At 64.4% G+C, this 25,257-nt stretch carries 15 protein-coding genes and 3 pseudogenes; 13 read left to right on the top strand and 5 right to left on the bottom strand.

Features of this window, described 5'->3' with window-relative positions; all coding sequences use genetic code 11:
- Window positions 1-12 precede the first annotated feature (12 nt).
- The 6 genes and pseudogenes from AXW84_RS07660 to AXW84_RS23930 form a co-directional block, all read left to right on the top strand.
- Window positions 13-321: a helix-turn-helix domain-containing protein gene (locus AXW84_RS07660; protein WP_068230927.1), complete on the top strand. Its 309-nt coding sequence runs from the start codon at window positions 13-15 to the stop codon at window positions 319-321.
- A gap of 134 nt (window positions 322-455) precedes the next feature.
- Window positions 456-1,397, top strand: a complete 942-nt coding sequence (locus AXW84_RS07655; RefSeq protein WP_068230925.1) for a DUF2279 domain-containing protein — start codon at window positions 456-458, stop codon at window positions 1,395-1,397.
- Between the two features lie 221 nt (window positions 1,398-1,618).
- Complete coding sequence (locus AXW84_RS07650) at window positions 1,619-2,992, top strand: TolC family protein (protein ID WP_068230922.1); 1,374 nt, start codon at window positions 1,619-1,621, stop codon at window positions 2,990-2,992.
- Between the two features lie 116 nt (window positions 2,993-3,108).
- Entirely contained in the window at window positions 3,109-4,194 is a 1,086-nt protein-coding gene (locus tag AXW84_RS07645; protein WP_068230919.1) for an efflux RND transporter periplasmic adaptor subunit, read from the top strand.
- Window positions 4,195-4,294: 100 nt separating this feature from the next.
- Entirely contained in the window at window positions 4,295-7,453 is a 3,159-nt protein-coding gene (locus AXW84_RS07640) for an efflux RND transporter permease subunit (RefSeq protein ID WP_068230916.1), read from the top strand.
- A 194-nt stretch (window positions 7,454-7,647) separates the two neighbouring features.
- Window positions 7,648-10,246: pseudogene (locus tag AXW84_RS23930) on the top strand (efflux RND transporter permease subunit); the annotation flags it as partial.
- A 12-nt stretch (window positions 10,247-10,258) separates the two neighbouring features.
- Here AXW84_RS23930 and AXW84_RS25775 read toward each other — a convergent pair.
- A pseudogene (locus tag AXW84_RS25775) lies at window positions 10,259-10,480 on the bottom strand (transposase); the annotation flags it as partial.
- A 139-nt stretch (window positions 10,481-10,619) separates the two neighbouring features.
- Between AXW84_RS25775 and AXW84_RS07610 the strand changes: the two are divergent.
- The 4 genes and pseudogenes from AXW84_RS07610 to AXW84_RS07595 all read left to right on the top strand — a co-directional run.
- Window positions 10,620-11,066: pseudogene (locus AXW84_RS07610) on the top strand (efflux RND transporter permease subunit); the annotation flags it as partial.
- Between the two features lie 121 nt (window positions 11,067-11,187).
- Window positions 11,188-11,646 (top strand): BLUF domain-containing protein, encoded by a 459-nt coding sequence (locus tag AXW84_RS07605; protein ID WP_162268249.1) that lies wholly within the window; start codon window positions 11,188-11,190, stop codon window positions 11,644-11,646.
- Window positions 11,647-12,136: 490 nt separating this feature from the next.
- Entirely contained in the window at window positions 12,137-13,066 is a 930-nt protein-coding gene (locus tag AXW84_RS07600) for a LysR substrate-binding domain-containing protein (protein WP_068230891.1), read from the top strand.
- 308 nt (window positions 13,067-13,374) lie between these two features.
- Complete coding sequence (locus tag AXW84_RS07595) at window positions 13,375-14,328, top strand: YeiH family protein (protein ID WP_236943275.1); 954 nt, start codon at window positions 13,375-13,377, stop codon at window positions 14,326-14,328.
- Between the two features lie 113 nt (window positions 14,329-14,441).
- On the opposite strand, the gene AXW84_RS07590 is transcribed toward AXW84_RS07595, so the two are convergent.
- The 4 genes from AXW84_RS07590 to AXW84_RS07575 form a co-directional block, all read right to left on the bottom strand.
- Window positions 14,442-14,843 (bottom strand): response regulator, encoded by a 402-nt coding sequence (locus AXW84_RS07590; RefSeq protein ID WP_068230885.1) that lies wholly within the window; start codon window positions 14,841-14,843, stop codon window positions 14,442-14,444.
- Window positions 14,844-14,865: 22 nt separating this feature from the next.
- Window positions 14,866-18,561 (bottom strand): PAS domain-containing protein, encoded by a 3,696-nt coding sequence (locus tag AXW84_RS07585; protein ID WP_068230882.1) that lies wholly within the window; start codon window positions 18,559-18,561, stop codon window positions 14,866-14,868.
- A 214-nt stretch (window positions 18,562-18,775) separates the two neighbouring features.
- Window positions 18,776-19,903, bottom strand: coding sequence for a sulfite oxidase (locus AXW84_RS07580; protein ID WP_082773764.1), 1,128 nt, complete (start codon window positions 19,901-19,903; stop codon window positions 18,776-18,778).
- A gap of 239 nt (window positions 19,904-20,142) precedes the next feature.
- Window positions 20,143-20,586 (bottom strand): DMT family transporter, encoded by a 444-nt coding sequence (locus AXW84_RS07575; RefSeq protein ID WP_068230880.1) that lies wholly within the window; start codon window positions 20,584-20,586, stop codon window positions 20,143-20,145.
- A 191-nt stretch (window positions 20,587-20,777) separates the two neighbouring features.
- Here AXW84_RS07575 and AXW84_RS07570 point away from each other — a divergent pair, with 191 nt between their 5' ends.
- From AXW84_RS07570 to AXW84_RS07560, 3 genes are all read left to right on the top strand, one after another.
- Window positions 20,778-23,789 carry a PD-(D/E)XK nuclease family protein gene (locus tag AXW84_RS07570; RefSeq protein ID WP_068230878.1) on the top strand — a complete coding sequence of 1,004 codons (3,012 nt, stop codon included), beginning with the start codon at window positions 20,778-20,780 and terminating at the stop codon, window positions 23,787-23,789.
- A 125-nt stretch (window positions 23,790-23,914) separates the two neighbouring features.
- Window positions 23,915-24,349, top strand: a complete 435-nt coding sequence (locus AXW84_RS07565) for a nucleoside deaminase (protein ID WP_068230875.1) — start codon at window positions 23,915-23,917, stop codon at window positions 24,347-24,349.
- A 186-nt stretch (window positions 24,350-24,535) separates the two neighbouring features.
- Entirely contained in the window at window positions 24,536-25,138 is a 603-nt protein-coding gene (locus AXW84_RS07560) for a DUF4136 domain-containing protein (protein WP_068230872.1), read from the top strand.
- Window positions 25,139-25,257 lie beyond the last annotated feature (119 nt).

The following is a 25,257-nucleotide window of genomic DNA, read 5'->3' as shown; positions in this document are numbered from 1 at the left end:
GCCCCGCCGACCATGCACATCGCCAAAAACCTGCGCTACCTGCGGCGGCGGGCCCGGCTCTCCCAAACGGCGCTAGCCCAGCACGTGGGCCTCTCCACCAACGGCCTCAGCCGCTACGAACAGGGCCACGCCACCCCCGGCGCAGAAATGCTGGAACGGCTGGCCCGCGCGCTGGGCGCCACCCCCGACGAGCTGCGGTACGTGGATCTGCTCCACGCCAGCCGCTATCGCAAGGCCGACGCGGCGGTTGCAAGACGACAGTTGACGCCCTCCCCGCTTGCCATGCCCGACGCCCAGCCACAAGACGAAGCGGATAAATAAATTATTATCCCTGAATTTAAAACGAGAAAAGCGCCGGCCCGATGGGCTGGCGCTTTTTCTATTCTATGAGGGTGGTGGTTGGAGTCCAAAACTGACAATTAGGCGTAATTTCGGCCTAACGAGCGCTTCTCCACTTGAAAATTCTTCACCTGCTCGTCTGCTTCCTGGCCCTGGGCCAGGCCACGGCCCAGGGCCTGCCGCCCGCCCCGCCCCCGCCGATGCCCGACCCGCTGGCTGCCGGCGGCATCCACACCGGGCGGCTGGTGGGCGTGGTGGTGGGCACGGCCGTGGTGTACGCCCTCACCTCGTATTTGCTGGGCAAAACCTGGTACACCAAGCGCGTGCCCTTCCACACCTTCGACGACAACGGCGAGTGGCTGCAAATGGATAAGGTGGGCCACGCCACCACGGCCTACGCCATCAGCCGGGGCGAGTACGAGCTATTTCGCTGGAGCGGCGTGCCTGACCGCACAGCCATCCTCACCGGGGGCCTCATCGCGCTGCTCTACCAAAGCACCATCGAGGTGTTCGACGGCTACTCGCAGGGCTGGGGCTTTTCGAAAGGCGACATGGCGGCCAACGCGGCCGGCATTGCCTTGTTCATGGGCCAGCAGTACGGCTTCGGCGAGCAGCGGGCCAGCCTGCGCTACGGCTTCAGCAGCAGCCTGTACGCCAAGTACCGGCCCGAGTTGCTGGGCCGCACCCGCGGGGCCCAAATGCTGAAGGACTACAACGGCCAGCAGTACTGGCTCTCGGTGAACGTGGCGTCGGTGCTGCCCGTGGGGCCCTCCTTCCCGCGCTGGCTGAACCTGGACTTGGGCTACAGCGGCAGCGGCATGACGGGCGGCCACGCCAACCCGCCGCTGTACGGCGCCGACGGCCGGCCGGTGCAGTTCCGGCGCGTGCGCCAGTTTTACCTCTCGCCCGATGCCGACTTCGCCCGCTTGGCACCCGCCGGCTCCACGGGCAGGATGCTGCTCGGGGCCACGCAATTTATAAAGTTGCCGGCCCCGGCCCTCGAGTTCAACCCGCGCGACGGCGTGCGCTTCCACCCGCTGCTACCGGCCGCCAATTGAACTGCCCAATGCAGCCCTTAGATGAGCATTGGATAAAATTACTAATCAATAAATTGCTTGATAATCAGTAGATTATTGAATATATGTGTTATGTTTTTTATGAATTTTCATAAAAAGCACTTTATATCTTCATCTTGCAATCATTGCCTGGGCCGGACCTTTGGCCTCCCGGGTTGTGCGAATCCTGTATTGCAGGCCTTAATTGTACTATTTAACGTTGTATGTTGCGTTCGTTTTTCTTGTTAGTTGGTTGGGTGCTATGTTGTGAAGTAGGCGCCGCGCTGCCAGGGCGGGCCCAGGCCGTGGTCCCGGCGCCCGCCTCCCGCGTGGGGGCCCCCGCCCCGGCGCCCCGGCCGGTGGCGCCCGTGCCCGCTGCCCAAGCCGCGGCCGTCGATACGGTGCAGCTGACGCTGGCGCAGGCCGAGCAGCGCTTCGTGCAGAGCAACTTGCTGCTGCTGGCCCAACGCTTCAACATCACAGCCGCCCAAGCCCAGATTTTGCAGGCCCGGCTGTGGGACAACCCCGTCGTGAGTGTGGAGCAAAACATCCACAACCCCGAAACGGGCCGCACGTTCGACGTGACCCGCACCGGCGAGAGCATCTTGCAGGTGCAGCAGCTGGTGGCCATTGCCGGGCGCCGCCGCGCCGCCGCCAACGTGGCCCAGGCCGCGGCCCTGGTCGAGCAGTACAACCTGCAGGATTTGCTGCGCACGCTGCGCCTCCAGCTGCGCACGGCCTTTTACGACCTGTACTACAAGCAGCGTACCCTGGCCGTGTACGACACGGAAATCACGTCTTTCCAGCGCATCATTCCGGCCTACCAGCAGCAGTACGAGAAGGGCAACATCGCCCAGAAAGAGGTCGTCCGCCTCAAGGCGTTTCTGTTCGTGCTCCAGAACCAGCGCCAGCAGCTGTTCGTGGACATGGCGCCCAACATGAGCGACTTGCGCGTGCTGACGCGCGACACCTCGGGGGCCTACCTTACGCCCCAGGTGAACCTGCCCCGCACCCGCGACCTGAGCCTGGGGCCCTACGCCATGCAGCAGCTCGTGGACTCGGCTCAAATCTTGCGCGGCGACTTACTGGCCCGCACCGCCTATTTGCAGCAGCAGGGCAATAATCTGCACTACCAGCGCGCCCTGGTGGCCCCCGACCTGCTGGTGGGCTACACCTACGACCGCGCCGGCTCCTACATCCAGAACTACAACGCCCTGACGCTGGGCGTGGCCGTGCCCGTGTTCAACCGCAACCAAGGCAACATCCGCACCGCCCAGGCCCTCATCCAAAGCGGCCAAGCCCAGCTTGGCCAGGCCCGCCTAGTGGTGCAGAACGAGGTGCAGCAGAACTACCAGCTCGTGAGCCTGATTGACGCGCAGTTCAAGCAAGCCGACCGCGACACCACGCCCTTCGACCGCATTATCGGCGGCATTGAGCAAGCCTACGCGCGGCGCCTGATTGGCCTGGTCGAGTTCCTGGACTATTATCAGTCTTACAACGACAACCTAGTGCAACTCAACCAATTGCGCGCCAGCCGCATGCGCGCTTTTGAGCAACTGAACGCGGCCGTAGGCCGGCCTGTTTTCCGGGCAGAATAAAAATTGTCGGGTGCACCGTCGGTTATTAGTTGCCGGTTCGAACGGCAACCAGTGGCTGGCCACGGGCAACGAACGACTAGCAACTGACTATCAGTATTTAAGAAACCAACTATATAATGAATCGCATTCCCTTTGCCCTGCTGGTTACCGTTGCCTTGGCTGGCTGCTCTAAAGCCGAAGTTAAAGAAGAGAAGAAGGAAGGCTTTCGGCTTTCCGACACCATGATGCAGCAAATTGTGCTCGACACGGTGCGCCTACGCCCGGTGCAGGACGAGCTGGTGTTGACTGGCGAAATTGCGGCCGATGGCGACAAAACCGTGCAGGTGTTCCCGCAGGTGGGCGGCGTGGTGGAAAAGCTCAACGTGCAGCTCGGCGACAAAGTGACCAAGGGCCAGTTACTCGCCGTCATCAAATCGGGCGAGATTGCCGATGTGCAGAACCAGACCACGGCTTCTACTTCGGACCTCGACATCGCCCGGAAAAACCTGGACGTGGCCCAGGACATGTTCAAAGCGGGCCTAAGCTCGGAACGTGACGTGGTACTGGCCCGCGCGGAAGTGACCAAGGCCCGCGGCACGGTGGGCAAAAACCAAAAGCAGCTCAGCGTGTACGGCATGGGCAAAGACGGGATGTATGAGCTACGGGCCCCTATTTCCGGTTTCATCACCGAAAAGAAAGCCACCGAGCACGAGCAGTTCAACGTCAACGACAGCAACGTGGGCAACCTGTTCACGGTGAGCGACCTGGACGACGTCTGGATTATGGCCAACGTGTTCGAGGCCGACATCTCGAAGGTGAAGGTGGGCTACTCGGCCGACGTAACGACCCTGGCTTACCCCGACAAGCACTTTAGGGGCCGCATCGACAAGGTGTTCAACGTGTTGGACCCCGACAGCAAGGTGATGAAGGTGCGCGTGCGCCTCGTAAACCCCGGCTACCTGCTCAAGCCCGAGATGTACGCCCAGGTACGCGTGGAAAACACCGAAGGCATCAAGGCCCTGGCCATACCCGCTAAATCGGTGGTGTTCGACAAGGACCGCAACTTCGTGATGGTGTACAAGGACCGCACCCACGTCGAAACCCGGCCCGTCACCATCAGCAAAACCGTGGGCGAGTACACATACGTGACCAAAGGCCTTCAGGCCGGCGACGTAGTGATTGCCAAAGACCAATTGCTCGTGTACGACGAGCTCAACGACTAACCCCACTCCACGGGCAGTGCCTTGCTGGCCTTGCTTCGAATCACCGTTGGCTTTATAACCTACCCAATCTTCACCGATTTTTCATCGTTAGAAGCTGAAAATGAATAAATTTATTCAGGGCATTATTGCCTTTTCGTTAAAAAACAAGGGCTTCATCTTTTTGATGACGCTGGCCGTGGTGGTGATGGGCGTGGTGAGCTACCGCAACACGCCCATCGAGGCCTTCCCGGACGTGACAAACACGGAAATTACCATCATCACGCAGTGGCCCGGCCGCTCGGCCGAAGAGATGGAGAAGTTCGTGACCGTACCGATTGAAATTGCCCTGAACCCGGTGCAAAAAAAGGCGTCAGTCCGTTCCACTACGCTCTTTGGGTTGTCGGTGGTGAAGGTAATTTTTGAAGACGGCGTGGACGACGCCTTTGCCCGCCCGCAGGTGAACAACTTGCTGCGCGAGGTGGACTTGCCCGACAACATCACGCCCGACGTGCAGCCGCCCTATGGCCCCACCGGCGAAATTTACCGCTACACGCTGGAAAGCAAGACGAAGACCGTGCGCGAGATGAAAACCCTGCAAGACTGGGTGATTGAGCGCAACCTGAAGGCCGTGCCCGGCGTGGCCGACGTGAACAGCTTCGGCGGGGAGGTGAAGGACTACGAAATCAGTGTAAACCCCGGCAAACTCCTGAACCTAGGCCTCACGCCGCTCGATTTGTACAACGCCGTGCAACGCTCCAACATCAACGTGGGCGGCGACGTCATCAACCAAGGGCAGCAGAATTATGTGGTGCGCGGTATTGGCCTGCTCAATAATATTTCGGACATTACCAATACGGTCATTAAAAACGTGAACGGCGTGCCTATTCTGGTGCGCGACGTGGCGCGGGTTACCGAGTCGGCACTGCCGCGGCTGGGCCAGGTGGGCCGCGGCATGGCAGACGACAAGCTCGAAGGCATTGTGGTGATGCGCAAGGGCGAAAACCCTTCGGAAGTCATTGCCCGGCTGCACGATAAGGTGGCCGAGCTGAACTCGAAAATCCTGCCGCCCGACGTGAAGATGGTAACCTTCTACGACCGGCAGCAGCTGATTGACTTCTCGACCGAGACCGTGATCCACAACCTCCTGGAGGGCATTGTGCTGGTCACGCTCATTGTGTTCCTGTTCATGGCCGACTGGCGGACGACGGTCATCGTATCGGTGATTATCCCGCTGGCGCTGCTCTTTGCCTTCATTTGCCTGCGGCTGCGCGGCATGAGCGCCAACCTGCTGAGCATGGGGGCCATCGACTTCGGTATCATCATCGATGGAGCCGTGGTGATGGTGGAGGGCCTGTTTGTGGCGCTCGACCACAAGGCCCACCAAGTGGGCATGGAGCGATTCAACAAGCTCTCCAAGCTGGGCCTGATCAAGAAGAGCGGGCGCGACATGGGCAAGTCCATCTTCTTCGCCAAGGCCATCATCATCACGGCGCTGCTGCCGATTTTCTCGTTCGAGAAAGTCGAAGGCAAGGTGTTCAGCCCGCTGGCTTGGACGCTGGGCTTTGCCCTGTTGGGGGCCCTCATCTTTACGCTCACGCTGGTGCCGGTGCTGGTGAGCATCCTGCTGAAAAAGAACGTGCGCGAGAAGGACAACTTCTTCGTGCGGGCCGTGAACAACGGGGCCAATCGGTTTTTCCGCTTTACCTACGCCCGCAAAACCATCAGCTTGGCCATTGCCTTCGCCGTGACGGCCGTGGGCCTGTATTCGTTCTCGTTTCTGGGCTCGGAGTTTCTGCCGGAGTTGAACGAGGGGTCGATTTACGTGCGGGCGCAGTTGCCGCTGAGCATCAGCCTCGAGTCGTCGAACGACTTGTGCAACCAGATGCGGCGGGTGTTTTTGAGCTTCCCGGAAGTGAGCGATGTAGTGAGCCAGACCGGCCGCCCCAACGACGGCACCGACCCGACGGGCTTCTACAACAACGAATTTCTCGTCCAGATCAAGCACACGCCCGAGGTGGAAAAGGAGATGAAGAGCAAGGCCTACCGCGAAAACCTAGTGGAGCGGATGAAGGGCAAGCTCGACCGCTTCACCGGGGTTGACTTCAACTTCTCGCAGCCGATCACCGACAACGTAGAGGAAGCCGCTTCGGGCGTGAAGGGCAGCATCGCCGTTAAGATTTACGGTACCGACTTGGCCACGCTCGAAGGCAAGGCCCGCGAAGTGTACGAGGTGCTGAAAACGGTGCGCGGCATCGACGATTTGGGCGTGCTGCGCAACATTGGCCAGCCCGAATTTCACGTCGACCTCGACGAGCGCCGCATGGCCAGTTACGGCGTGAGCAAGGCCGACGCCAGTTCGGTGCTCGAGATGGCCGTGGGCGGCAAGCAAGCCACCCAGCTCTACGAGGGCGAACGCAAGTTTCCCGTTCGGGTGCGCTACGAGCCGCAGTTCCGGCAAACCCCGACCGAGATTAGCGGCCTGATGGTGCCCACCCAGTCCAACACCACCATCCCGCTGACGGAGATTGCCAACATTAGCAGCGTGACGGGCCCCAGCCTGATTTACCGCGACGACAACCGCCGGTTTGCCGCCGTCAAGTTCAGCATCCGGGGCCGCGACATGGGCTCGACCATTGCCGAGGCCCAGGAAAAAGTGAACCGCCACGTGCAGCTGCCCAAGGGCTACGAGCAGAAGTGGACCGGCGACTTCGAAAACCAACGCCGCGCTCAGCAACGCCTCACCCAGGTGGTGCCGGTGTCGCTGGCCCTCATCTTCTTCATCCTGTTTGTGCTGTTCGGCAACCTGAAAGATGCGGGCCTGGTGCTGCTCAACGTGCCGTTTGCTATCATCGGCGGCATCGCGGCGCTGCTCATCACAAACACCAACTTCTCCATTTCGGCCGGCATTGGCTTTATCGCCTTGTTTGGCATTTGCATTCAGAACGGCGTGATCCTGATTTCGGTGTTCAAGCAGAATCTGGTGCGGAAAATGACGCTGGACAGTTCCATCAACGAAGGCGTGATTTCGCGGGTGCGCCCGGTGGTGATGACGGCCCTGATGGCCACCATCGGCCTCATGCCCGCCGCCATCAGCACCGGCATCGGCTCGGAAACCTCCAAGCCGCTGGCCATCGTCGTCATTGGGGGCCTCATCACGGGCACCGTCTTGACGCTGTTCATCTTCCCGCTGGTGTTCGAACGCTTCTACCGCTCCGAGCACACGCACTACGTGCCGCTGCCCGGCGAGCCCGGCCACCTGGAGCCGGTGGCCGTGCACTAGGTAGTAAGAAACCGATTCAACCAAAAAGCCCGCTGCCCTCCCAGGCAGCGGGCTTTTTGGTTGCCTGCTATTCATGAAGAACTCACCAATTACTCATTAAATTTTCATCATGTATTCATTTTGCAAGGTATTTCTGGGCGATTTGGGCCCGGGTATTTCTTATTTTTCTACTCGTCGAATTCTCCCTTTCCAGCATGAATAAATTCATTTCCGGCATCGTTGCTTTTTCGTTAAAGAACCGGTTTTTCGTCTTTTCATGACGGCGCTGCTGGTGGCCGGGGGCACGTACAGCTACGTGCACACGCCCATCGAGGCGTTTCCCGACGTCACCAATACGCAGATGATTATCGTGTCGCTGTGGCCCGGCCGCTCGGCCGAAGAAGTAGAACGGTTCGTGAGCACGCCGATTGAGGTGGCCATGAACTCGGTGCAGGTGAAGAGCAACATGCGCTCGATCAGCATGTTTGGCTTGTCGGTCCTCAAAATCAACTTTGAAGACAACGTGGAAGATTTCTTTGCCCGGCAGCAGGTGAACAACCTGCTGAGCGGCGTGAATTTACCGGTCGGCTGCGAATCGCACGTGCAGCCGCCTTACGGCCCGACGGGGGAGATTTTCCGCTACACGGTACAGAGCCGCGCCGGCCGCAGCACCAACGAGCTGCTGGCTATTCAGGACTGGACGGTGGAGCGGCAACTAAAACCGGTGCCGGGGGTAGCCGACATCGCGGCCTTCGGGGGCACCCGTAAAGTGTACGAAATCAGCGTGAACCCTGCTTGGCCAAGTACGACATGACGCCGCTGGAAGTGTTTGAGCCAGTGCAGAAGTCAAATATGAACGTGGGCGGCGACGTGATTGAGAAGAACTCGCAGAGCTACGTGGTGCGCGGCATCGGCCTGCTCACCAAGCCCGAGGACATCGGCAACATCATCGTCAAGGACATTAACAACGTGCCCGTGCTGGTGCGCAACGTGGCCCAGGTGGTGGAAAGCAACGCCCCCGCGTGGGCCAAGCCGGGCTGGACGACCAGTCGGACGTGGTGGAGGGCATCGTCATCATGCGCAAGGGCGAAAACCCCGCCGAAGTGCTGGGCCGCGTGAAAGCCAAAATTGCGGAGCTCAACGAAAAGGTACTTCCCAACGACGTATACCTCAAAACGTTCTACGACCGCGACGTGCTGATGGACCACTGCACGCACACGGTCATCCACAACCTGATCGAGGGCATTTTGCTGGTGACGCTCATCGTGCTCGTCTTCATGGCCGACTGGCGCACCACGCTCACGGTGGGCGTAGTGGTGCCGCTGGCGCTGCTGTTTGCCTTCGTGTGCTTGCGCCTGAAAGGCATGAGCGCCAACCTGCTGAGCATGGGGGCCATCGACTTCAGCATCATCATCGACGGGGCCGTGGTGATGGTGGAGGGAATTTTCGTGGTGCTCGACCACAAGGCCCACCAGGTGGGCATGGAGAAATTCAACAAGCTGGCCAAATTGGGCATGATTAAGAAAACGGGCGGCGAACTGGGCAAGGCCGTTTTCTTCGCCAAGCTAATTATTCTGACCTGTTTAATTCCCATTTTGGCCTTCGAGAAGATGGAGGACAAAATGTTTAGCCCGTTGGCCTATACGCTGGGATTTGGTTTGATTGGGGCGCTGATTCTGACGCTGGTGCCGGTGCTCTGCTCGCTGCTGCTGAACAAGAACGTGAAGGAGAAGAACAACCCGGTGGTGAACTTCTTCGACCGCATCGTGACGAGTGGCTTTGGCTTCACGTACCGCCACAAGCTGCTGAGCTTTGGCGTGGCGCTGGCGGTGGTGGTGGCGGGCCTGTACTCGTTCAAGTTCTTGGGCTCGGAGTTTCTGCCGGAGCTGAACGAGGGGGCCCTGTGGGTGGAAACCAAGCTGCCCATGTCGTCGTCGCTCACGGAAACCAACAAGATGGCGGCCAACTACCGCCGCATCCTGCGCTCGTTTCCGGAAGTGACGTCCGTGCTTTCGCAAACCGGGCGCTCGAACGACGGCACTGACCCGTCGGGCACCTACTACGTGCAGGCCCAAGTCAACCTCAAGCCCAAGGAGGAGTGGAAGCGCAACATCACCAAGGAGCAGCTGATTTGATGAGATGGACAAGAAGCTGAAGGAGTACCCTGGCATCGTGTTCAATTACTCGCAGCCCATCATTGACAACGTGGAAGAGGCCGTGGCCGGCATCAACGCCGCCCTGGCCGTCAAAATTTTTGGCAATGACCTGAAAGAGCTCGACGGCAAGACTAACGAGGTGATGAAAGTGCTCGGCGGCGTGCGCGGCGTGAAGAACTTTGGCATTCTGCGCAACTTGGGCCAGCCCGAAATGAGCGTGCGCCTCGACCAAACCCGCATGGCTGCCTAAGGCGTGTAAACCGCTGATGCCCAAACGGTAGTGGAAATGGCCGTAGGCGGCAAGGCCGCCACCCAGATTTACGAGGGCGAGCGCAAGCTCGACGGGACCGTGCGCTACCCCAAGCAAAACCGCGACACGGAAGAGAAAATTGGCGAGCTGCGCGTGCCCACCATCCGCGGCGGCAAAGTCGCGCTCAAGGAAATCGCCGACATCGGCACCAGCAACGGCCAGCGCTTCACCGCCGTCAAGTTCAGCATCCGCGACCGCGACATGGGCTCGACCATTGCCGAGGCGCAGCAGAAAATGGACCAAAGCATCAAGCTCGGCAAGGGCTACCGCATCGAGTGGGCCGGCGAGTTTGAGAACCAGGTGCGGGCCACCAAGCGCCTCACGCAGGTGGTGCCGGTGTCGCTGTACGCGGGCATCCCGCCAGCGCTCCCACTGCTGATACACGGCGGACCAGGGTGGCAGGTCATGCGGCAGATAACGCCAGGGGCAACCCGTGTGGGCCAGGTAGCGCAAGGCATTGAACCGGGCCCGCAGCGGGTGCTCCCGCTGGGGTGCGTCTTCGCGCATCAAGCACAGGTAGGGGCACACAAATGCCCATTCGTCGTCCGAAATATCGCTGGGGTAACACCGAGTCGTCGCCATCTCCCTAATTTAACCCCAGTACAGAACAGGCTCTAGTGGGCGCGTGAGGGGGCGGCCGGGTGGTGCAACAGGGCCCCCAGTCACTTTTGACCCCACTTTTTCAGCCCGCAGCCGCAACAGGTGGCGATGAGCTTGCACCAACTTTTCGATTTCGGCCGGCATTGGTTTCATCGCCCTGTTCGGCATGTGCACTCAGAACGGCGTAATCCTGATTTCGGTGTTTAAGCAGAACCTGGTGTGCAAGATGACGCTCGACGACAGCATCTGTGAGGGCGTTAGCAGCTGCGTGCGGCCCGTGGTGATGGCGGCCCTCATGGCCACCATCGGCCCGATGCCAGCCGCCATCGGTACGGGCATTGGCTCGGAGACCTCTAAGCCACTGGCCATTGCCGTGATTGGGGGCCTTGTCACGGGCGCCCTCCTCACGCCGTTCATTTTCCCGCTGGTGTTCGAGCGCTTCTGCCGCTCCGAGCACAGCAAGTACGTACCCCTTCGCCGAGGGCCCCGCCGAGCGGGTAGCCGTGCAGGAGGAAAGGCAGTTTTGGGAGGGAATTTTTGGAAGGAGTGGCAAGGGACGAAGCATTGATGTAAGTACTTTCATTCCTGATGTCTCCTCCCTCCTCCCATTTCTGGTTAAGTTAGCCGAAATTTTAGCGGGCCTTCCGGTGCTTTTCCGGCCGGGGGCCATAATTAGGCCTGCGATGAGCGTGTACCAACTGATATACCAAAGCTTAGCCCGGCAGCCGTTTAGCACGGCGCAGCTAGCGGCGCAGCTGGGCCAGTGGCGGCCCCGCAACCAAGCCGCCCGCATCACCGGCCTGCTGCTTTACACCGACGACGAGCACCGGGTGCTGCAAGTGCTGGAGGGCGACGAGGCCGCTGTGCGCAGCCTCTACTACGACAAGATTGCCCCCGACCCACGCCACCACTACTGCCAGGTACTGCGCGAGGGCCCCGTGCCCCGCCGCAGCTTCCCCGACTGGAGCATGGGCTTTCGGGCCGCCGCCGCCGCTGATTTGCAGCGAATCGCGGGCTACTTCGACCTAGAAGACGGCGGTTTCCTGCTGCCCCAGGCCCACAACATGCCCTCGGATGTGTTACTGCTGCTGCTACGCTTCGTGGCCGAGTACGACGAAGCGCCCTGGCGGGAAGAACCCGCCGCATGAAGCCGCCGCCAGCTATTTCTTGGGCTGCCCGGCGTAGCGCCGCCGCCAAGGTTCCTGCATGCAACAAAGCCCGTGCTATCCCCACGCTTTTAGCGGCCCAACTGTAGCTGCGCTGCTCCTTGGGGCCCCAAGGGGCAGCGTAAGTAGTTACTGGTTACCCATGGGTTGGCCAGTGCTCGCGCCGGTGGTAACGGCGGTTAGCTCTGCCCCCTTCGGTAGGCCCTTGGCGTATGGGGCGACGCGGGTGTCGGTATTGCCGGCACCCGGCCGGGGGCGGCCTTCGTGGTGCTTGGTGGAGTCAATTCCGTAGAGTGTACCGTCGGATTTTCGGCCGCAAGCCGTGAGCAGCAGGGCGCAAGCGAGGCGTGCGCAGAAAATTAACTGGAAGACGTGGGAAAATAAAAATGAGGAACGCATAACCCATGCACCCCATGGCGGAACGGGCCCCGGGGCACGGCCCCGCGCCGGCAGGGCCCCGTACTTTGCCGCCATGTCCGATTTTCGCCTTCGCGTGTTTGCCGCCGTGGCCCGGCACCTGAGCTTCACCAAAGCCGGCCAGGAGCTGTTTGTGAGCCAGCCGGCCGTCACCAAGCACATCCGCGAGCTGGAGGCCCAGTATGGCCAGCGGCTGCTGGCGCGGCGCGGCAACCGCGTGGCCCTCACCGAGGCCGGCCGCCTGCTGCTGGCCCACGCCGAGGCCGTGGCCGTGGCCCAGCAGTTGCTCGACGACCAATTGCTGGCCCTGCGCGACCCCGACGAAGCCGCCGGCCGCCTGCGCCTGGGGGCCAGCACCACCCTCAGCCAGTACGTGCTGCCGGGCTTGCTGCCCGCGTTTCAGGCGCGCTACCCGCAGGTGCAGCTCACGTTCCTGAACGCGAATTCTGAACACATTGCCGATGCGCTGCTGCGCGGCGAGCTGGACCTGGGCTTCGTGGAGGGCCGCTCGCGGAGCCGCGACCTGCATTATGAACTGCTACTGCCCGACGAGCTCGTGGCCGTACGCCGGGCCACGCCCGCCGGGCCGCCCACCCAACCGCTGCCGCTGGCCGGGGCCCTGGCCCACCCGCTGGTGTTGCGCGAACGCGGCTCGGGCACGCTGGAAATCCTGGAATTTGCCCTGCGCGCGGCCAAAATCAAGCTCAGCGACCTCACCGTGGCCATGTACCTGGACAGCACCGAGGCCATCAAGGGCTACTTGGAGGCGGCCCCGGGGGCCCTGGGCTTCGTATCGCGCCGGGCCCTGACGCGCGAACTGGCGGCCGGGCTGCTCGAAATAGTGCCCGTAGCGGGCCTGCGCCTGCCCCGGCAGTTCGAGGCCGTATGGGTGCAGGGGCAGCCGCTGGCCCGGCCGGCCCAGCGGTTCCTGAGCTTTGCCCAGAACGCGTGCCAACCCAGGGCAGCGGAGAATACGAAGGCATAGGTTTTTAGGCGGGTGGGCAGTTGCGGGGCTTCAGTGTGCCCGTCACCTCGCCCATTAATCAGGGCGTTGCGGCGCGCAAAGGTGGGTTACATAGTTGGTGCAGCAGCTAGGTGCCGAGCTATAACCCAAGGTTATTCGGAATAACATTTCTGAATAATATAACTGATTTTCAACGCAGTACCTTTGCGTGGTAATAATTCTGCTACGCTATGCCGACTTTGCTCCCCCCGCCACTTGCCCCTCAGCCCGCGCCTGTTCCGGCCACTGGGGGCCCCGGGCTCAGCGGAACCACGGGCTTTTTCCGTCGCTTGCACCCGCCACGCGTGGCGTTTGGACGGGCAGTTACGCTGCGGCAGGTGGCGTTTGGGCTATTTCTGGTGTTTTGCCTCACGCCCTGGGCCTCGCCGCCCGTGGCCCTGGCGCTGGGCCTGGTGCTGGCCCAAACGGTGGGCAACCCCTTCCCGGCCCGCACCAAGGCGCTCACCCACCAGCTGCTGCAATTTTCGGTGGTTGGACTGGGCTTCGGCATGAACGCCCACGCCGCGGTGCAGGCCGGCCGGGAAGGCGTCCTGTTCACGGTCGTTTCCATCCTTGGCACGCTCACGCTGGGCTACTTCGTGGGCAAGTGGCTGGGGCTGGGGCGGCGCGTGGTGCACCTCATCTCGTGCGGCACCGCCATTTGCGGGGGCTCGGCCATTGCGGCCATCGGGCCGGTGCTGCGGGCCAAAGACGCGGAAATGTCGGTGGCCCTGGGCACGGTGTTCGTGCTGAACGCCCTGGCGCTGTTCGCCTTCCCGCCCATCGGCCACGCCCTGCACCTGAGCCAGAACCAGTTTGGCCTGTGGTGCGCCATCGCCATCCACGACACCAGCTCGGTGGTAGGCGCGGCGGCCGCCTACGGCAACCAAGCCCTCGAAGTGGCCACCACCGTGAAGCTGGCCCGGGCCCTGTGGATCATCCCCGTCGCCATCGGCACCTCGCTGCTCTTCAAGCAAAAAGGCGTAAAAATCAAGATTCCCTACTTCATCTTCGGCTTCATCGGGGCCATGCTGCTCAACACCTTCGTGCCCGCCGCCCAGCCCCTGGGGCCCCTGCTGACGCACCTGGCCAAAATCGGGCTCACCGTGACGCTGTTTTTCATTGGCGCGGGGCTGTCTGCCGCCGTCGTGCGCTCGGTGGGCGCCAAACCCTACGTGCTGGGCGTGCTATTGTGGGTAGTCATTTCCACGGCCTCGCTCTACGTGATTTTGCACGCGGTGTAGGGCCCCAAGAGCGTGGACTTTGCAGTCTGAGCGCGAGCGCAGCGAGCAGTTACCGTAGCACAAGCCAGCTACGGGATGCTCGCTGCGCTCGCGCTTGGACTACAAAGTCCGAGCTACAAAAAATGCTGCGCCAGCAGTTCCTCCACTTTGGGCCGGGTGAGGGGCTTGCTGACGAGCCCGGCGATGGGCAGCGTCTGGAGGCGGACCAGGTCGTGAGGGTGCAGGGTGGTGGTGAGCACCACCACGACCACGACCACGGCCGCCCGCTGGGCTACGGGCAGCTGCTGGTATGCTTCCAAAAAGGCGATGCCACCGAGCATGGGCACGTTCACATCGAGCAGCACCAAGACGGGGCCGGGTATGGCGCAAGCGCTGTCGAGCAGGGCCAGGGCCTGGGCCCCGTTTTCGGCCACCAGGCAGCGGCCGGCCACGGCCATATTCTTCAGCAGCAACTGGTTCAGGAAGTTGGTCGTGGGGCCGTCGTCGACGAGGAGCACGCAGGAGAGCTGGGGCATACGGGGCAAAACCTGGCGATAATTAGCCGGGCAACGTGACGATGAAGGTGGAGCCCACGCCCGGCTGGCTGTGCACGGCGATGGTGCCGCCGGCGTTCTCCACAATTTTCTTGACCGTGTACAGGCCCACGCCCGAGCCTTCCACGTGGTCGTGCAGGCGCTGAAACATGCCAAACAGCTGGCCTTGCTGCTCGGGGCTGAGGCCGAGGCCGTTGTCTTCCACTTCGAGCAGCACCCGGCCGGCGGTGCGGCGGCCGCGCAGCACCACCACGGGCGGGCGGCCGGGCGCGTGGTACTTGGCCGCGTTGCTGAGCAGGTTGTAGAGGATGCTGCGCAGGTTTTTGGGCGAAAAGCTGACGGTGGGCACCGCCGCCAAGTCTACCAGGAAGGTGGCGCGGGTGGCGGCCAGCAGCGGGGCCAGGTCGAGGCGGATGGCCTCGGCCAGGGCGGGCAGGTTCACGGGCTCCGGGGTTTGAAATTGGGACTGCTGAAGCTTGGAGACGTCGGTGAGGTGCCCCAGCGTTTGCTGGAAGCGCTCGACGGCCCCCTGCATCATGGCCAGCAGGCGGGGCACCAGCTCGGCTTGCAGGGCTGCCGGGGGCAGCTGCTCGCGCAGAGCTTCGAGCAAGCCCTCGATGTTGGCGATGGGCGCTTTGAGGTCGTGCGAGGCCGTGTACACGAACGTGTCCAGGTCGGCGTTGGTGCGGCTCAGGCGGTCGTTGGTGTCGCCCAGCTCCTCGTTGGTGGCCCGCAATTCTTCGTTGATGGCGGCCAATTCCTCGTTCAGCGTCTGCACCTGCGCGCGGGCCAGCACTTGGTCCGTCGCGTCCACGGCTACGCAGGTGATGGCTATTATCTGGCCTAGCTCGTCGCGCAGGGGCTCGTACACAAAGTTGAAGTAGCCCGGGGCCCCCGGGGCGTGGTAATTGAGCTGCACCGGCCGCTCCACGGCCACAAACGGCTGCCCGGTGCGCCACACCTCGGCCAGCAGCTCGGGCACGCCCTGGGTTAGCAGCTCGGGCAGGGCCTCAAAAAAGGGCCGGCCCAGCAGGTGCGCCAGCGGGCGGCCCAGCATCTCGGCCATCGACGCGTTGATGACGTCCAGCGTGTAGCGGGGGCCCCGGAACACGCAAATGGCCACCGGGGCCTGCTCAAACACCCGCCGCAACTCGCCCTGCTGGGCCTCGCGCTCCTGGCGGGCCCGCACCTGCTCGGTCACCTCGTAGGCAAACACGGAGATGCCCACCACCTCGCCGCCCTCGCGGTGGGGCTGGTAGTTAAAATTGAAGTAAACCGTTTCGGCCGGCTGGCCCGCCTCGGATGCGAAGCGCACGGGCGCCTCGGTGCCCACGTAGGGCTGGCCGGTGCGGTACACCTCGTCGAGCAAGGCCACGAAGCCCTGCTCGGCAACCTCGGGCTGCACCTCGGCTACGGTCCGGCCCTGCATCAGCCGGCCCGGAAACAGGGCCTGGTAGGCGGGGTTGTAGTACTCGATTTGGTGGCCGGCTTCGCGCAGCAGCAGCACGGCGGCCGGGGTTTGCTCGAACACCTGGTAGAGGGCCTCGCGCTCCGCCGCCCGGCGCTGGGCGGCGGCCAGCACCGCGGCTTGCAGGGCATCGAGCTGCTGGTGGGCCCGCACTTTCTCGGTCGTGTCCACGATGAACGCCAGGATGCCCTGGATTTGGCCTTGGCCGTCGAACAGCGGCTGGTACGCAAAATCCACGTACCGCTGCTCGGGCTGGCCGGTGCGCGCGTCGTGGAGCTGGGCGGGCGTTTCGATGCCCACGAAGGGCTGGCCCGTGGCATACACCTGGTCGAGCAAGCCAATGAAGCCCTGCGGCACCACTTCCGGAAACACCTCGGCCACGGTGCGGCCCAGCGCCGTGCGCCCGGCGGCCAGGGCTTGGTACTGGTCATTGAAGAACGAATAGTGGTGCTGGGGCCCCATGAGCGTGGCAATGGCGGCCGGCACCTGCCCCAGTACCTGGCGCAGCAGGCCCTGCTGCACCCGCAGCTGCTCGCGCTGCGCCTCGGCCTCGGCCAGGGCGGCGCGCACCTCCTCGGTGCGCGCCGCCACGCGGGCCTCCAGCTCCCGGTTGAGGGCCCCCAGCGCCTGCTGGGCCTCGGCCAGGGCGGCGTTATTCACCAAAAACTCCTCGTTGCTGGCCCGCAGCTCCTCGTTGATGGCGGCCAGGTCTTCGTTCAGCCCCTGCACCTGCTGGCGGGCCAGCACCTGGGCGGTTACGTCCGCGGCCGAAGCCGTGATGCCCACAATGTGCCCCTGGCCGTCGCGCAGGGGCTGGTAGGCAATGTGGTAGTAGCCCAGCGTGGGGCGCCCGTCGCCGGCGCGGTCCACGCGCACGGGCTGCTCGCGCAGGTAGTACGGCTGGCCGGTGCGGAACACGTCGTCAAAAATGGCTTCGAGCCCCTGGCCCGCCAAGTCGGGCAGCGCCTCAAAGTGGGGCCGCCCGATAATTTGCGCCGTCGAGCGGCCCCAGATGAGGCCCATTTCGGGGTTGGCCAGCGTCACGATGTGCGCCGGGCCTTCCAGGATGGCAATGGCCACGGGGGCCTGCTCGAACACGCGCGCCAGCTCGGCGCGCGCCGCCTCGGCAGTGGCCTGGGCGTCGGCGGCGCGGCGGGCGGCGTTCAGCAGGGCCCGGTTGGTGGCTTCCAGCGTTTGCTGGGCATGCGCCAAGGCCGCGTTGCTGGCCAAAAACTCCTCGTTGGTGGCGGCCAGCTCCTCGTTGGTGGCGGCCAGCTCTTCGTTGGTGGCGGCCAGCTCCTCGTTGGTGGCGGCCAGCTCTTCGTTGAGCGTGTCGAGCTGCCCGTTCAGCGCGGCCGACTCCGCGGCGCTGGCCTCGGCCGCGCGGCGGGCGTGCACCTGCCCCGTCACCTCGTAGGCAAACACGAGGATGCCGTCGATGGCCCCGGCCAGGTCGCGCCGGGCCTGGTAGGTGAAGTTGTAGTAGCGCTCCTCCAGCGCGGCGGGGCCCGAGTTGTCGTGGTCGAGCTGCACGAGCATTTCGGTGGCAAAAAACGGCTCGCCGGTGCGGTACACGCCGTCGAGCAGCCCAAAAATGGGCTGGCCGGCTAGCTCGGGCATGGCCTCGGCAATGGGCCGGCCCAGCAGCGGGCGGTTGCCCACCAGGGCCTGGTAGGGCCCGTTCACGAACTGAAACCGGTGGCCGGGGCCCTCGAATACGCAAATCATGGCCGGGGCCTGCATCAGCACGTTGTCGAGCTGGCGGCGCTGGCGCTCGGCCTCGGCCGAGGCGGCCTGCTCGCGGGCCTGGCTGGCGCGCAGGGCCTCCTCCACGGGCGTGCGGGGGTGGTCGCCGGTGTCGGTGAAGCTCACCAGCAGCTGGCCGCCCACCCGCCGGGCCGCGATGCGGAAGTAGTTGTCGTAGCCGTCTTGCTGGTAGTTCACCTCGTGGTGGCCCGGCGCATCGCCCAAAAACGTGTCGCGGTGGAAGGGAAAGCTGCCGTTGGTGCGGGTTTCCGGAAACTGCTCCAGGAAAGTAACGGCGGGCTGGGCCGGCAAGCCCAGCATCCGCTGGGCGGCGGGGTTGAGGTAGGCAAAGACAAAATCGACCACCGCGCCGGCCGCGTCGCGCACGGGCTCGTAGAGCACCACGCCCGTCAGCGAAAGGTCGAGCAGGGCGGGCAGCAGCTCGGGGGAGAAGGCGGCAAGCGCCAGGGCCTCAGCAGGGGGCATAAGCAAAAATACGGGCAGCAGAACGTTGGGCTAAAGTAACGGCGCGGGCCGACTACAGGCCGGGCCGGGCCCCACCCCAGCGCGCGCTACCAGCAAGCGGTGCGGGCCCGGCCGAGGCCTTGCGGGTGCGGCCCCGGGGCCCCGGGCGCAGGGCCGAGCACCGCTTGGTGGCACCGCGCGCCGGGGCCCCAAAACGGTGCCTACCCTTTGACAACTATTGCACAACAACCTCTACGGCCGCGATTTTATTGATCATGTAGTTGCGGCGGTCGGGGTCGTGCGCGGGGGGCTGGGTGCGGCCGGCGCCGTCGGTGGCGCGGGCCCGCAGGGTGTGGCGGCCCGGTGCGGTGGGCGGCGTCCAAATAAATTCCCAGAGGCGCCAGGCGAAGGGCACGGCGGCGTCGAGCAGCTGGGCGGGCTGCCAGGTGCGGCCCTCGTCGGCGCTGATTTCCACCCCGGTCACTTCGTCCTCGCCCGTCCAGGCCGCGCCGAACACGCGGTAGGGCTGGCCGGCGGGCACTACCTCGTATAAGGCCGGGCGGGCAATTTCAGCCTTCACCAGCATCTCCGTCACGGGCACGAGGGTGGGCTGGCCGTGCGCGCGCTGCCAGTAGGCGTACTCCAGCGTTTGCCAGTAGCCGGCGTAGGGCACGGCGCTGACCGTCAGCTTGCTGAGCCACTTCACCGAGGCCATGCCGTACCAGCCCGGCACCACCAGCCGCGCCGGGAAGCCGTGCTCGGGCGGCAGGGACTGGCCGTTCATGAGGTAGGCCACCAGCACCTCGGGCTGGCGGGCCTTGGCCAGCGGCAGGCTGCGGGCGAAGTGGATGGCCCCCGGCGACTTGGGCTCGTCGGCGACCGTGCCGTGGTCGGCGCCTTCGAAGATGACTTCCAGGGCCCCGGCCTGCACGCCGGCCCGCGCCAGCAGGGCGGCCAGCGGCACGCCGGTCCAGGTGGCGTTGCCCACGGCGCCCTGCTCCCAGAGCAGGCCCTTGGCCTTGGGGGTCAGCCGGGCGCGGCCGTTGCCGGCGCATTCCAGGGTGGCCGCCACGGTTACGGCCGGCAGGGCGCGCAGCTCGTCGTAGCTGATTACCAAAGGGTTTTGCACGGCGCCCCCGATGCTGAGCTGCCAGCTGGCGGCCTCCAGCGCGGGGATGGGGAAGTGGCTGCGGACGTAGAAGCGGTTGTTGGGCACCAGTCGGTCTTCCAGCGTGGGGAAGGGCAGCTCCAGGTTCATCGGGTCTTTCTCGCGGGTGATGAGGCCCGGAAACGTGCCCCGGCTGGCGGCGGCCGGGCCCGGCGCGCGGCCGGTTTCGGGCAGTGGATCGGTTGCTTCTTCCATGGCGGCAAGGTAATATGAGAGGCGGCGACTGCCCGGGCCGGGCAACGTTAGGCGGTACTGCCGGGGGCCCTAAAAGGTTGGCCTGCTGCCCGCCAGCCTCGTAAATGCACTGGCTGGCCAGCGCGGCGGCTGGGCCAGTTTCCTTGTGAGGGGTAATTTCGACTGCCTCACTTTGCGTGGTTCTGCGCGCGGTGTAAGGCCCGGGGCCCCAGCGCAGCCCTACCACGCCGCGCCCCTACCTACTTGCGGTTGAGCAGGTAAGCCCCCAGTACCAGGAGGACTGCCCCGGCCGCTTTGGTTAGCGAAAAGCTGCTGCGGTGCAGGTTCAGGAAGCCCAGCTGGTCGTAGAGCAGCGCGGTGAGCAGCTGCCCGGCCACCACCAAAGCAAACAGGCTGGCCGCCCCCACCCGCTGCAACGAAAAGGCGATGGCCATCACGTACACCACGCCCAGCAAGCCGCCGGTCCAGTAGTACCACGGCAGGCTGCCCAGGGCGGCGAGGGCCGGCACGGGGGCGCGGGCGGCCAGCAACAGGGCCCCCGCCACCACGGTGCCGCCCGCGTACGAAACGAGCACGGCCCACAGCACGCTGTGCAACGCGCCCCGGAGCTGGCTGTTGACGGCCGATTGGGTAGCGAAGGCCGCCCCGGCCAGCACCAGCAACACGAAGGGCAAGTATTTCATGGGAATGCGGGAAGCGGCCAGGGAGCCAAGGGGCCCATTAGCGCGGATGGGTGCGTGAAGTTAGCCGGCGGCCGGCCGCGGCACCGGGGGCCCCGGCCCGCTACCGGCCCGCCCCGCCGAACGCCGCCCCACCCGCTGCTGTTGCCAGGGCCCCGGCCGTACCTTGCCGGTCCTTTCCAGCTGCCTTTCCGATGCCCGCCGCCGCGCCCGCCGCCCTGCCCTCCTTCGCCCCGCCCGACCACGCGCCCACGTTCCTGGCCGGCACGGCCCGCCACCTGCTGGAGCGCTACGGCGCGGGCCCCGACGACGAGCTCTCGGAGCTGGTGGTGGTGGTGCCCACGCGCCGCGCCGTGGTGTACTTAAAGAACGAGCTGGCCCTGGCCCTGCCGCCCGGCCAGGCCCTGTGGGCCCCGCGCGTGGCGGCCATGGAAGACTACATGGTGGAGCTGGCCGGCGTGCAGGTGGAGGAGCCCATTGCCCTACAGCTGCTGCTCTACGACATCCTCAAGGGCTACGACACGGGCCTGAACTTCGACCGGTTCGTGGGCTGGTCGGGCCTGCTGCTCAACGACTTCTCCAACCTCGACCAGAACCTGGCCCAGCCGCGCAAGGTGTTCGAGTACCTCAGCCAGGCCAAGGCCCTGGAGCGCTGGAACCTGGAAGCCCTGCCCGCGCGCAGCCGCCTGGCGGGCCGCGCGTTCAGCTTCTGGGACCAGCTCGAAAAGGTGTACCGCGAGCTGAAGCGCCGCATGCTGGCCCAGCACCTCGCCTACCCCGGCCTGGCCTACCGCTTGGCCGTGAAGAAGTTGCAAAAGCGCCTGGAAGCCCTGGACGCCGACCCGGGGGCCCCGGCCGTGGCCCGGCACGCGTTCGTGGGCCTGGGCAACTTGTCGAAGGCCGAGGAGAAGCTCATCCGCCTGCTCTACCGCGCCGGGCGCGCCGAGCTGCGCTTCGACGGCGACCCGTTTTACCTGGCCCCCGACTCGCCCAACCGCGCTGGCCAGCACCTGCGCCAGTACGCCAAGCGCTGGGACCTGCCGCTGGGGGCCCTGGGCGGCGGTACCGAGTGGCTGCGCGGCCAGGCCCACCACGTGCGCCTGCTGGGCGTGGCCAACCCCAGCATGCAGGGCAAGCTGGCCGGCCAGCTGCTGGCCGAGGCCCGGCGCGACTACCCCACCGCCACCGTGGCCGTGGTGCTGCCCGACGAAACCCTGCTGCTACCGGTGCTGCACGGCCTGCCGCCCGACGCCGTGCCCGCCTACAACGTGACGATGGGCCTGAGCTTCCAGGCCACGCCGCTGTTTAATTTGGTCGATTTGCTGTTCGAGGTGCACCTCACCGGCATTCGCGAGGGCAGCGCCGAAACCGGCTACGGCGTGCCCCGCTACCACCACCTGGCGGTGAGCAAGCTGCTGGCCCACCCGTTTTTGCGCCGCTACCAGCTCTGGCTCAACCAGCAGCCCGACGAGCAGTACCACGGCATCTTGGACCACGTGTGCCGCGAAATTGTGCGCCTGAACGCCGTGCTGCTGCCCGCCACGGATTTGCTGGCCCTGGGCAAGCACCAGCCGCTGCTGGAGGCCCTGTTCCAAACCTGGAACAACTGCGACGACATCCTCAAGGCCTGCTACGCGCTGATTGACTTGCTGCACCAAGTGTACGCGGCCGAAAAGCCCAGCCCCGACCACGAGCCGGCCCTCGGCGCGGAGTACCTGTACCTGTTTTACACGCTCGTCAAGCAGCTCGATTCGGCCTTCGATTGCCGCGAGCAGCGGCTGTCGGTGGCCTCGTTCCGGCGGTTTTTGTACGAGCAGATGGGCCGCACGCGCCTGCCCTTCGCCGGCGAGCCGCTGGCCGACGTGCAGGTGATGGGCCTGCTCGAAACCAGGGCCCTGGACTTCGACCACGTCATCATCCTGAGTTGCAACGAGGGCGTGCTGCCCGCGCCCAAGCGCCAGCAGTCGCTGTTTCCCCACGACGTGCTCCAGGAATTTGGCCTGCCCACTAATGTGGACGCCGAGGCCGGCACGGCCTATAACTTCTGGCGCCTGCTCCAGCGCGCCCAGCGCGTGGACCTGGTGCACGTGCTGCCCGGCGCCGAGGGTACCAAAAGCGGTGAGCGCAGCCGCTTCCTATTGCAGCTCGAAAACGACCTGCGCCCCCAAAACCCGCTGCTGACCGTGGACGACCTGACCGTGGCCGTGGCCGACACCGCCGAAGCCACCGCCAGCTACGCCGGCGACTTCGTACTGGAGAAGGACGAGGAGCTGCTGGGGGCCCTGCGCGGCGTGCTGGAGCGCAACATCTCGCCCTCGCGCCTGAACGACTTTCTGGCCTGCTCGCTGCGGTTTTACTTCTCGAAGGTGGCCCGCTTCCACGAGAACGAGGCCGTGGAGGAAACGCTGGAAGCCAGCAGCTTCGGCACGATGGTGCACGCGGCGCTGGAGAACCTGCTGCGGCCCTTCGAGCAGGACGCCCGCCCCCTCACCGAAGCCGACCTGCCCGCCCTGCTGGCCCAGGTGCCCGCCGAAGTAACCCGGGCCCTGCGCCAGGACGACACCGAGCGCTACGCCCGCCCCGACGAGGGCCTCAACCACGTGTACGGCCAGGTGGCCACCCGCCTCGTGGCGCGCTACCTCCAGGGCCTGCCCACCCGCGAGGGCCTGCCGCTGCGCCTCTTCAGCCTCGAAAAGCCGCTGGCCGCCACCGTGTTCGTGGACGTGCCCGGCGCGGGGCCCCTGGCCGTGCGCCTCTTCGGCATGGCCGACCGCGTGGACCAGCTGCCCGACGGCCGCCTGCGGGTGGTGGACTACAAAACCGGCCTAGTTGATGCCAACGAGCTAAACCTGAGCGGCTACCGCAACCGCTACTCGCCCGCCGAAGCCACCGAGCGCCTGCTCACCGAAGCCAGCAGCAGCGCCGACAAGGTGCGCCAGCTCTGGCTCTACCGCTTCATGCTGGCCAGCACCGAAAAGCGCGAAACCGCCAACACCGCCATCGCGTCGATGCGCAACCTCGACGCCGGCCTGCTCTCCGCCGATTTGTCGTTCCTGACCAGCGAGGGACAGGATTTCGTAAAAACGTCCGAGAAATTAATCGCAAAAATCGTCCTCAAAATCCTTGACCCCGCCGAGCCCATCCGTAAGACCGACGACTTTGCCAAGTGCGAGTTTTGCGATTATCGGGGCATTTGCGCCCGATGATTTATTTCGCGCAGTGTTGCGCGGTGTTAAACCGCGGTGTTTCGCCGTGCCGTTCAACGAAAACACCCCGCAACACTGCGTTCTAACACCGCGCAACACTGCGCGAAAGCTCAATCCCAAAAACTATGGACGAATTCATGCAAGCCGCCATCGACGAAGCCCGGATGGGGCGCGCGCAGGGCGGCATTCCCATTGGCTCGGTGCTGGTGCGCGACGGCCAGCTCGTGAGCCGCGGCCGCAACAAGCGCGTGCAGGAAAACAACGCCATCAAGCACGGCGAGATGGACGCCCTGATGAACGCCGGCCGCCAGCGCACCTACCGCGACACCGTGCTGTATACCACCCTGATGCCCTGCTACATGTGCGCCGGCACCATCGTGCAGTTCAAGATTCCGAAGATCGTGGTGGGCGAGTCGCGCACGTTCGGCGAGTCGAAGGAATTCCTCGAAAGCCACGGCGTAGAGGTTGTCATCCTCGACTTGCAGGAGTGCGTGGACCTGATGAACGAGTTCATTGCGGCCGAGCCCACGCTCTGGAACGAGGACATTATGGAGCTGTAGGCAGCCCGGCTGACGCACAAAACGTTGGGGCCCCGGCGGCCCGGCATACCGTGCCGGGCCGCCGGGGCCCCAACGTTTTGTGCGTCAGCCGGGCTGCTTCGAAAAGGCTGAATCAAGTAAGCTCCTCCGGAACCTACCGGCGGCGGAACCAGTATGACAAACATCATTCATCCTAGATTATATTACATGAAACGGGTATTATTAGCGGTAATCGTGGCTTTTTCGCTAGGCGCCACGGCCTGCGCCCCCACCGTGAACGTGGAGCAGCGCGCCAACGTCGATTTTAGCAAGTACCGCACCTTCGACTTTGCCGACATGAAGGTAAAGACCAACGGCGACGACAACCCGCTGCTGCACAGCCCCATCGCGCAGGACAAAATCAAGCAAGCCATTGCCGACGAGCTGATCAAGCGCGGCCTGCGCCAAGCCGACAACCGGCCCAACTTGCTCGTCACCACCCATACCTACGTGGAGCAGGCCGAGCGCACCGTGTACAACACCCAGCCCGGCTACGGCTACGCCTACCCTTACGCGGTATCGTACCGCGGTGGTTTCCTGCCCATTAACTACGGTTATTGGTACACCCCCAGGTACTACCAAACGGCTCACACCGAGCAGTACAACGAGGGCACGCTGATCATCGACTTCATCGACGCCCGCACCAATAACCTAGTCTGGCGCGGCTCCATCGCCGACCCCGTCAGCGACCCCGCCCGCCTGGGCAGCGAGTTCAGCCGCGTGGCCAAGGACATTTTGGAGAAATTCCCGGTCGCGGAAAAGAAGTCGTAGCCCGCCGTAGTGCCGCGCGGCGGGGCCCTCCCCGTGGCTGGCTTCGCGGCTGATTTTCTAAACCGCGGGGCCGTGGCCGTCCGTCGCGGGCGCGTGACTTGCGTATAGCCGGGACACGT

This window comes from Hymenobacter sp. PAMC 26628, from assembly GCF_001562275.1.
Lineage (GTDB): Bacteria > Bacteroidota > Bacteroidia > Cytophagales > Hymenobacteraceae > Hymenobacter.
Note: the sequence above shows the minus strand (reverse complement) of the source record. Positions and strands in the feature narration are given on the sequence as shown.

What these genes read in the sequence shown, in the direction of transcription:
- AXW84_RS07590 (WP_068230885.1), bottom strand. Translation starts at nt 14,843, where the DNA reads ATGCCCCAGCTCTCCTGCGTGCTCCTCGTCGACGACGGCCCCACGACC.
- AXW84_RS07570 (WP_068230878.1), top strand. Translation starts at nt 20,778, where the DNA reads ATGCCCGCCGCCGCGCCCGCCGCCCTGCCCTCCTTCGCCCCGCCCGAC.
- AXW84_RS07600 (WP_068230891.1), top strand. Translation starts at nt 12,137, where the DNA reads ATGTCCGATTTTCGCCTTCGCGTGTTTGCCGCCGTGGCCCGGCACCTG.
- AXW84_RS07585 (WP_068230882.1), bottom strand. Translation starts at nt 18,561, where the DNA reads ATGCCCCCTGCTGAGGCCCTGGCGCTTGCCGCCTTCTCCCCCGAGCTG.
- AXW84_RS07580 (WP_082773764.1), bottom strand. Translation starts at nt 19,903, where the DNA reads ATGGAAGAAGCAACCGATCCACTGCCCGAAACCGGCCGCGCGCCGGGC.
- AXW84_RS07640 (WP_068230916.1), top strand. Translation starts at nt 4,295, where the DNA reads ATGAATAAATTTATTCAGGGCATTATTGCCTTTTCGTTAAAAAACAAG.
- AXW84_RS07650 (WP_068230922.1), top strand. Translation starts at nt 1,619, where the DNA reads ATGTTGCGTTCGTTTTTCTTGTTAGTTGGTTGGGTGCTATGTTGTGAA.
- AXW84_RS07645 (WP_068230919.1), top strand. Translation starts at nt 3,109, where the DNA reads ATGAATCGCATTCCCTTTGCCCTGCTGGTTACCGTTGCCTTGGCTGGC.
- AXW84_RS07575 (WP_068230880.1), bottom strand. Translation starts at nt 20,586, where the DNA reads ATGAAATACTTGCCCTTCGTGTTGCTGGTGCTGGCCGGGGCGGCCTTC.
- AXW84_RS07660 (WP_068230927.1), top strand. Translation starts at nt 13, where the DNA reads ATGCACATCGCCAAAAACCTGCGCTACCTGCGGCGGCGGGCCCGGCTC.
- AXW84_RS07560 (WP_068230872.1), top strand. Translation starts at nt 24,536, where the DNA reads ATGAAACGGGTATTATTAGCGGTAATCGTGGCTTTTTCGCTAGGCGCC.
- AXW84_RS07565 (WP_068230875.1), top strand. Translation starts at nt 23,915, where the DNA reads ATGGACGAATTCATGCAAGCCGCCATCGACGAAGCCCGGATGGGGCGC.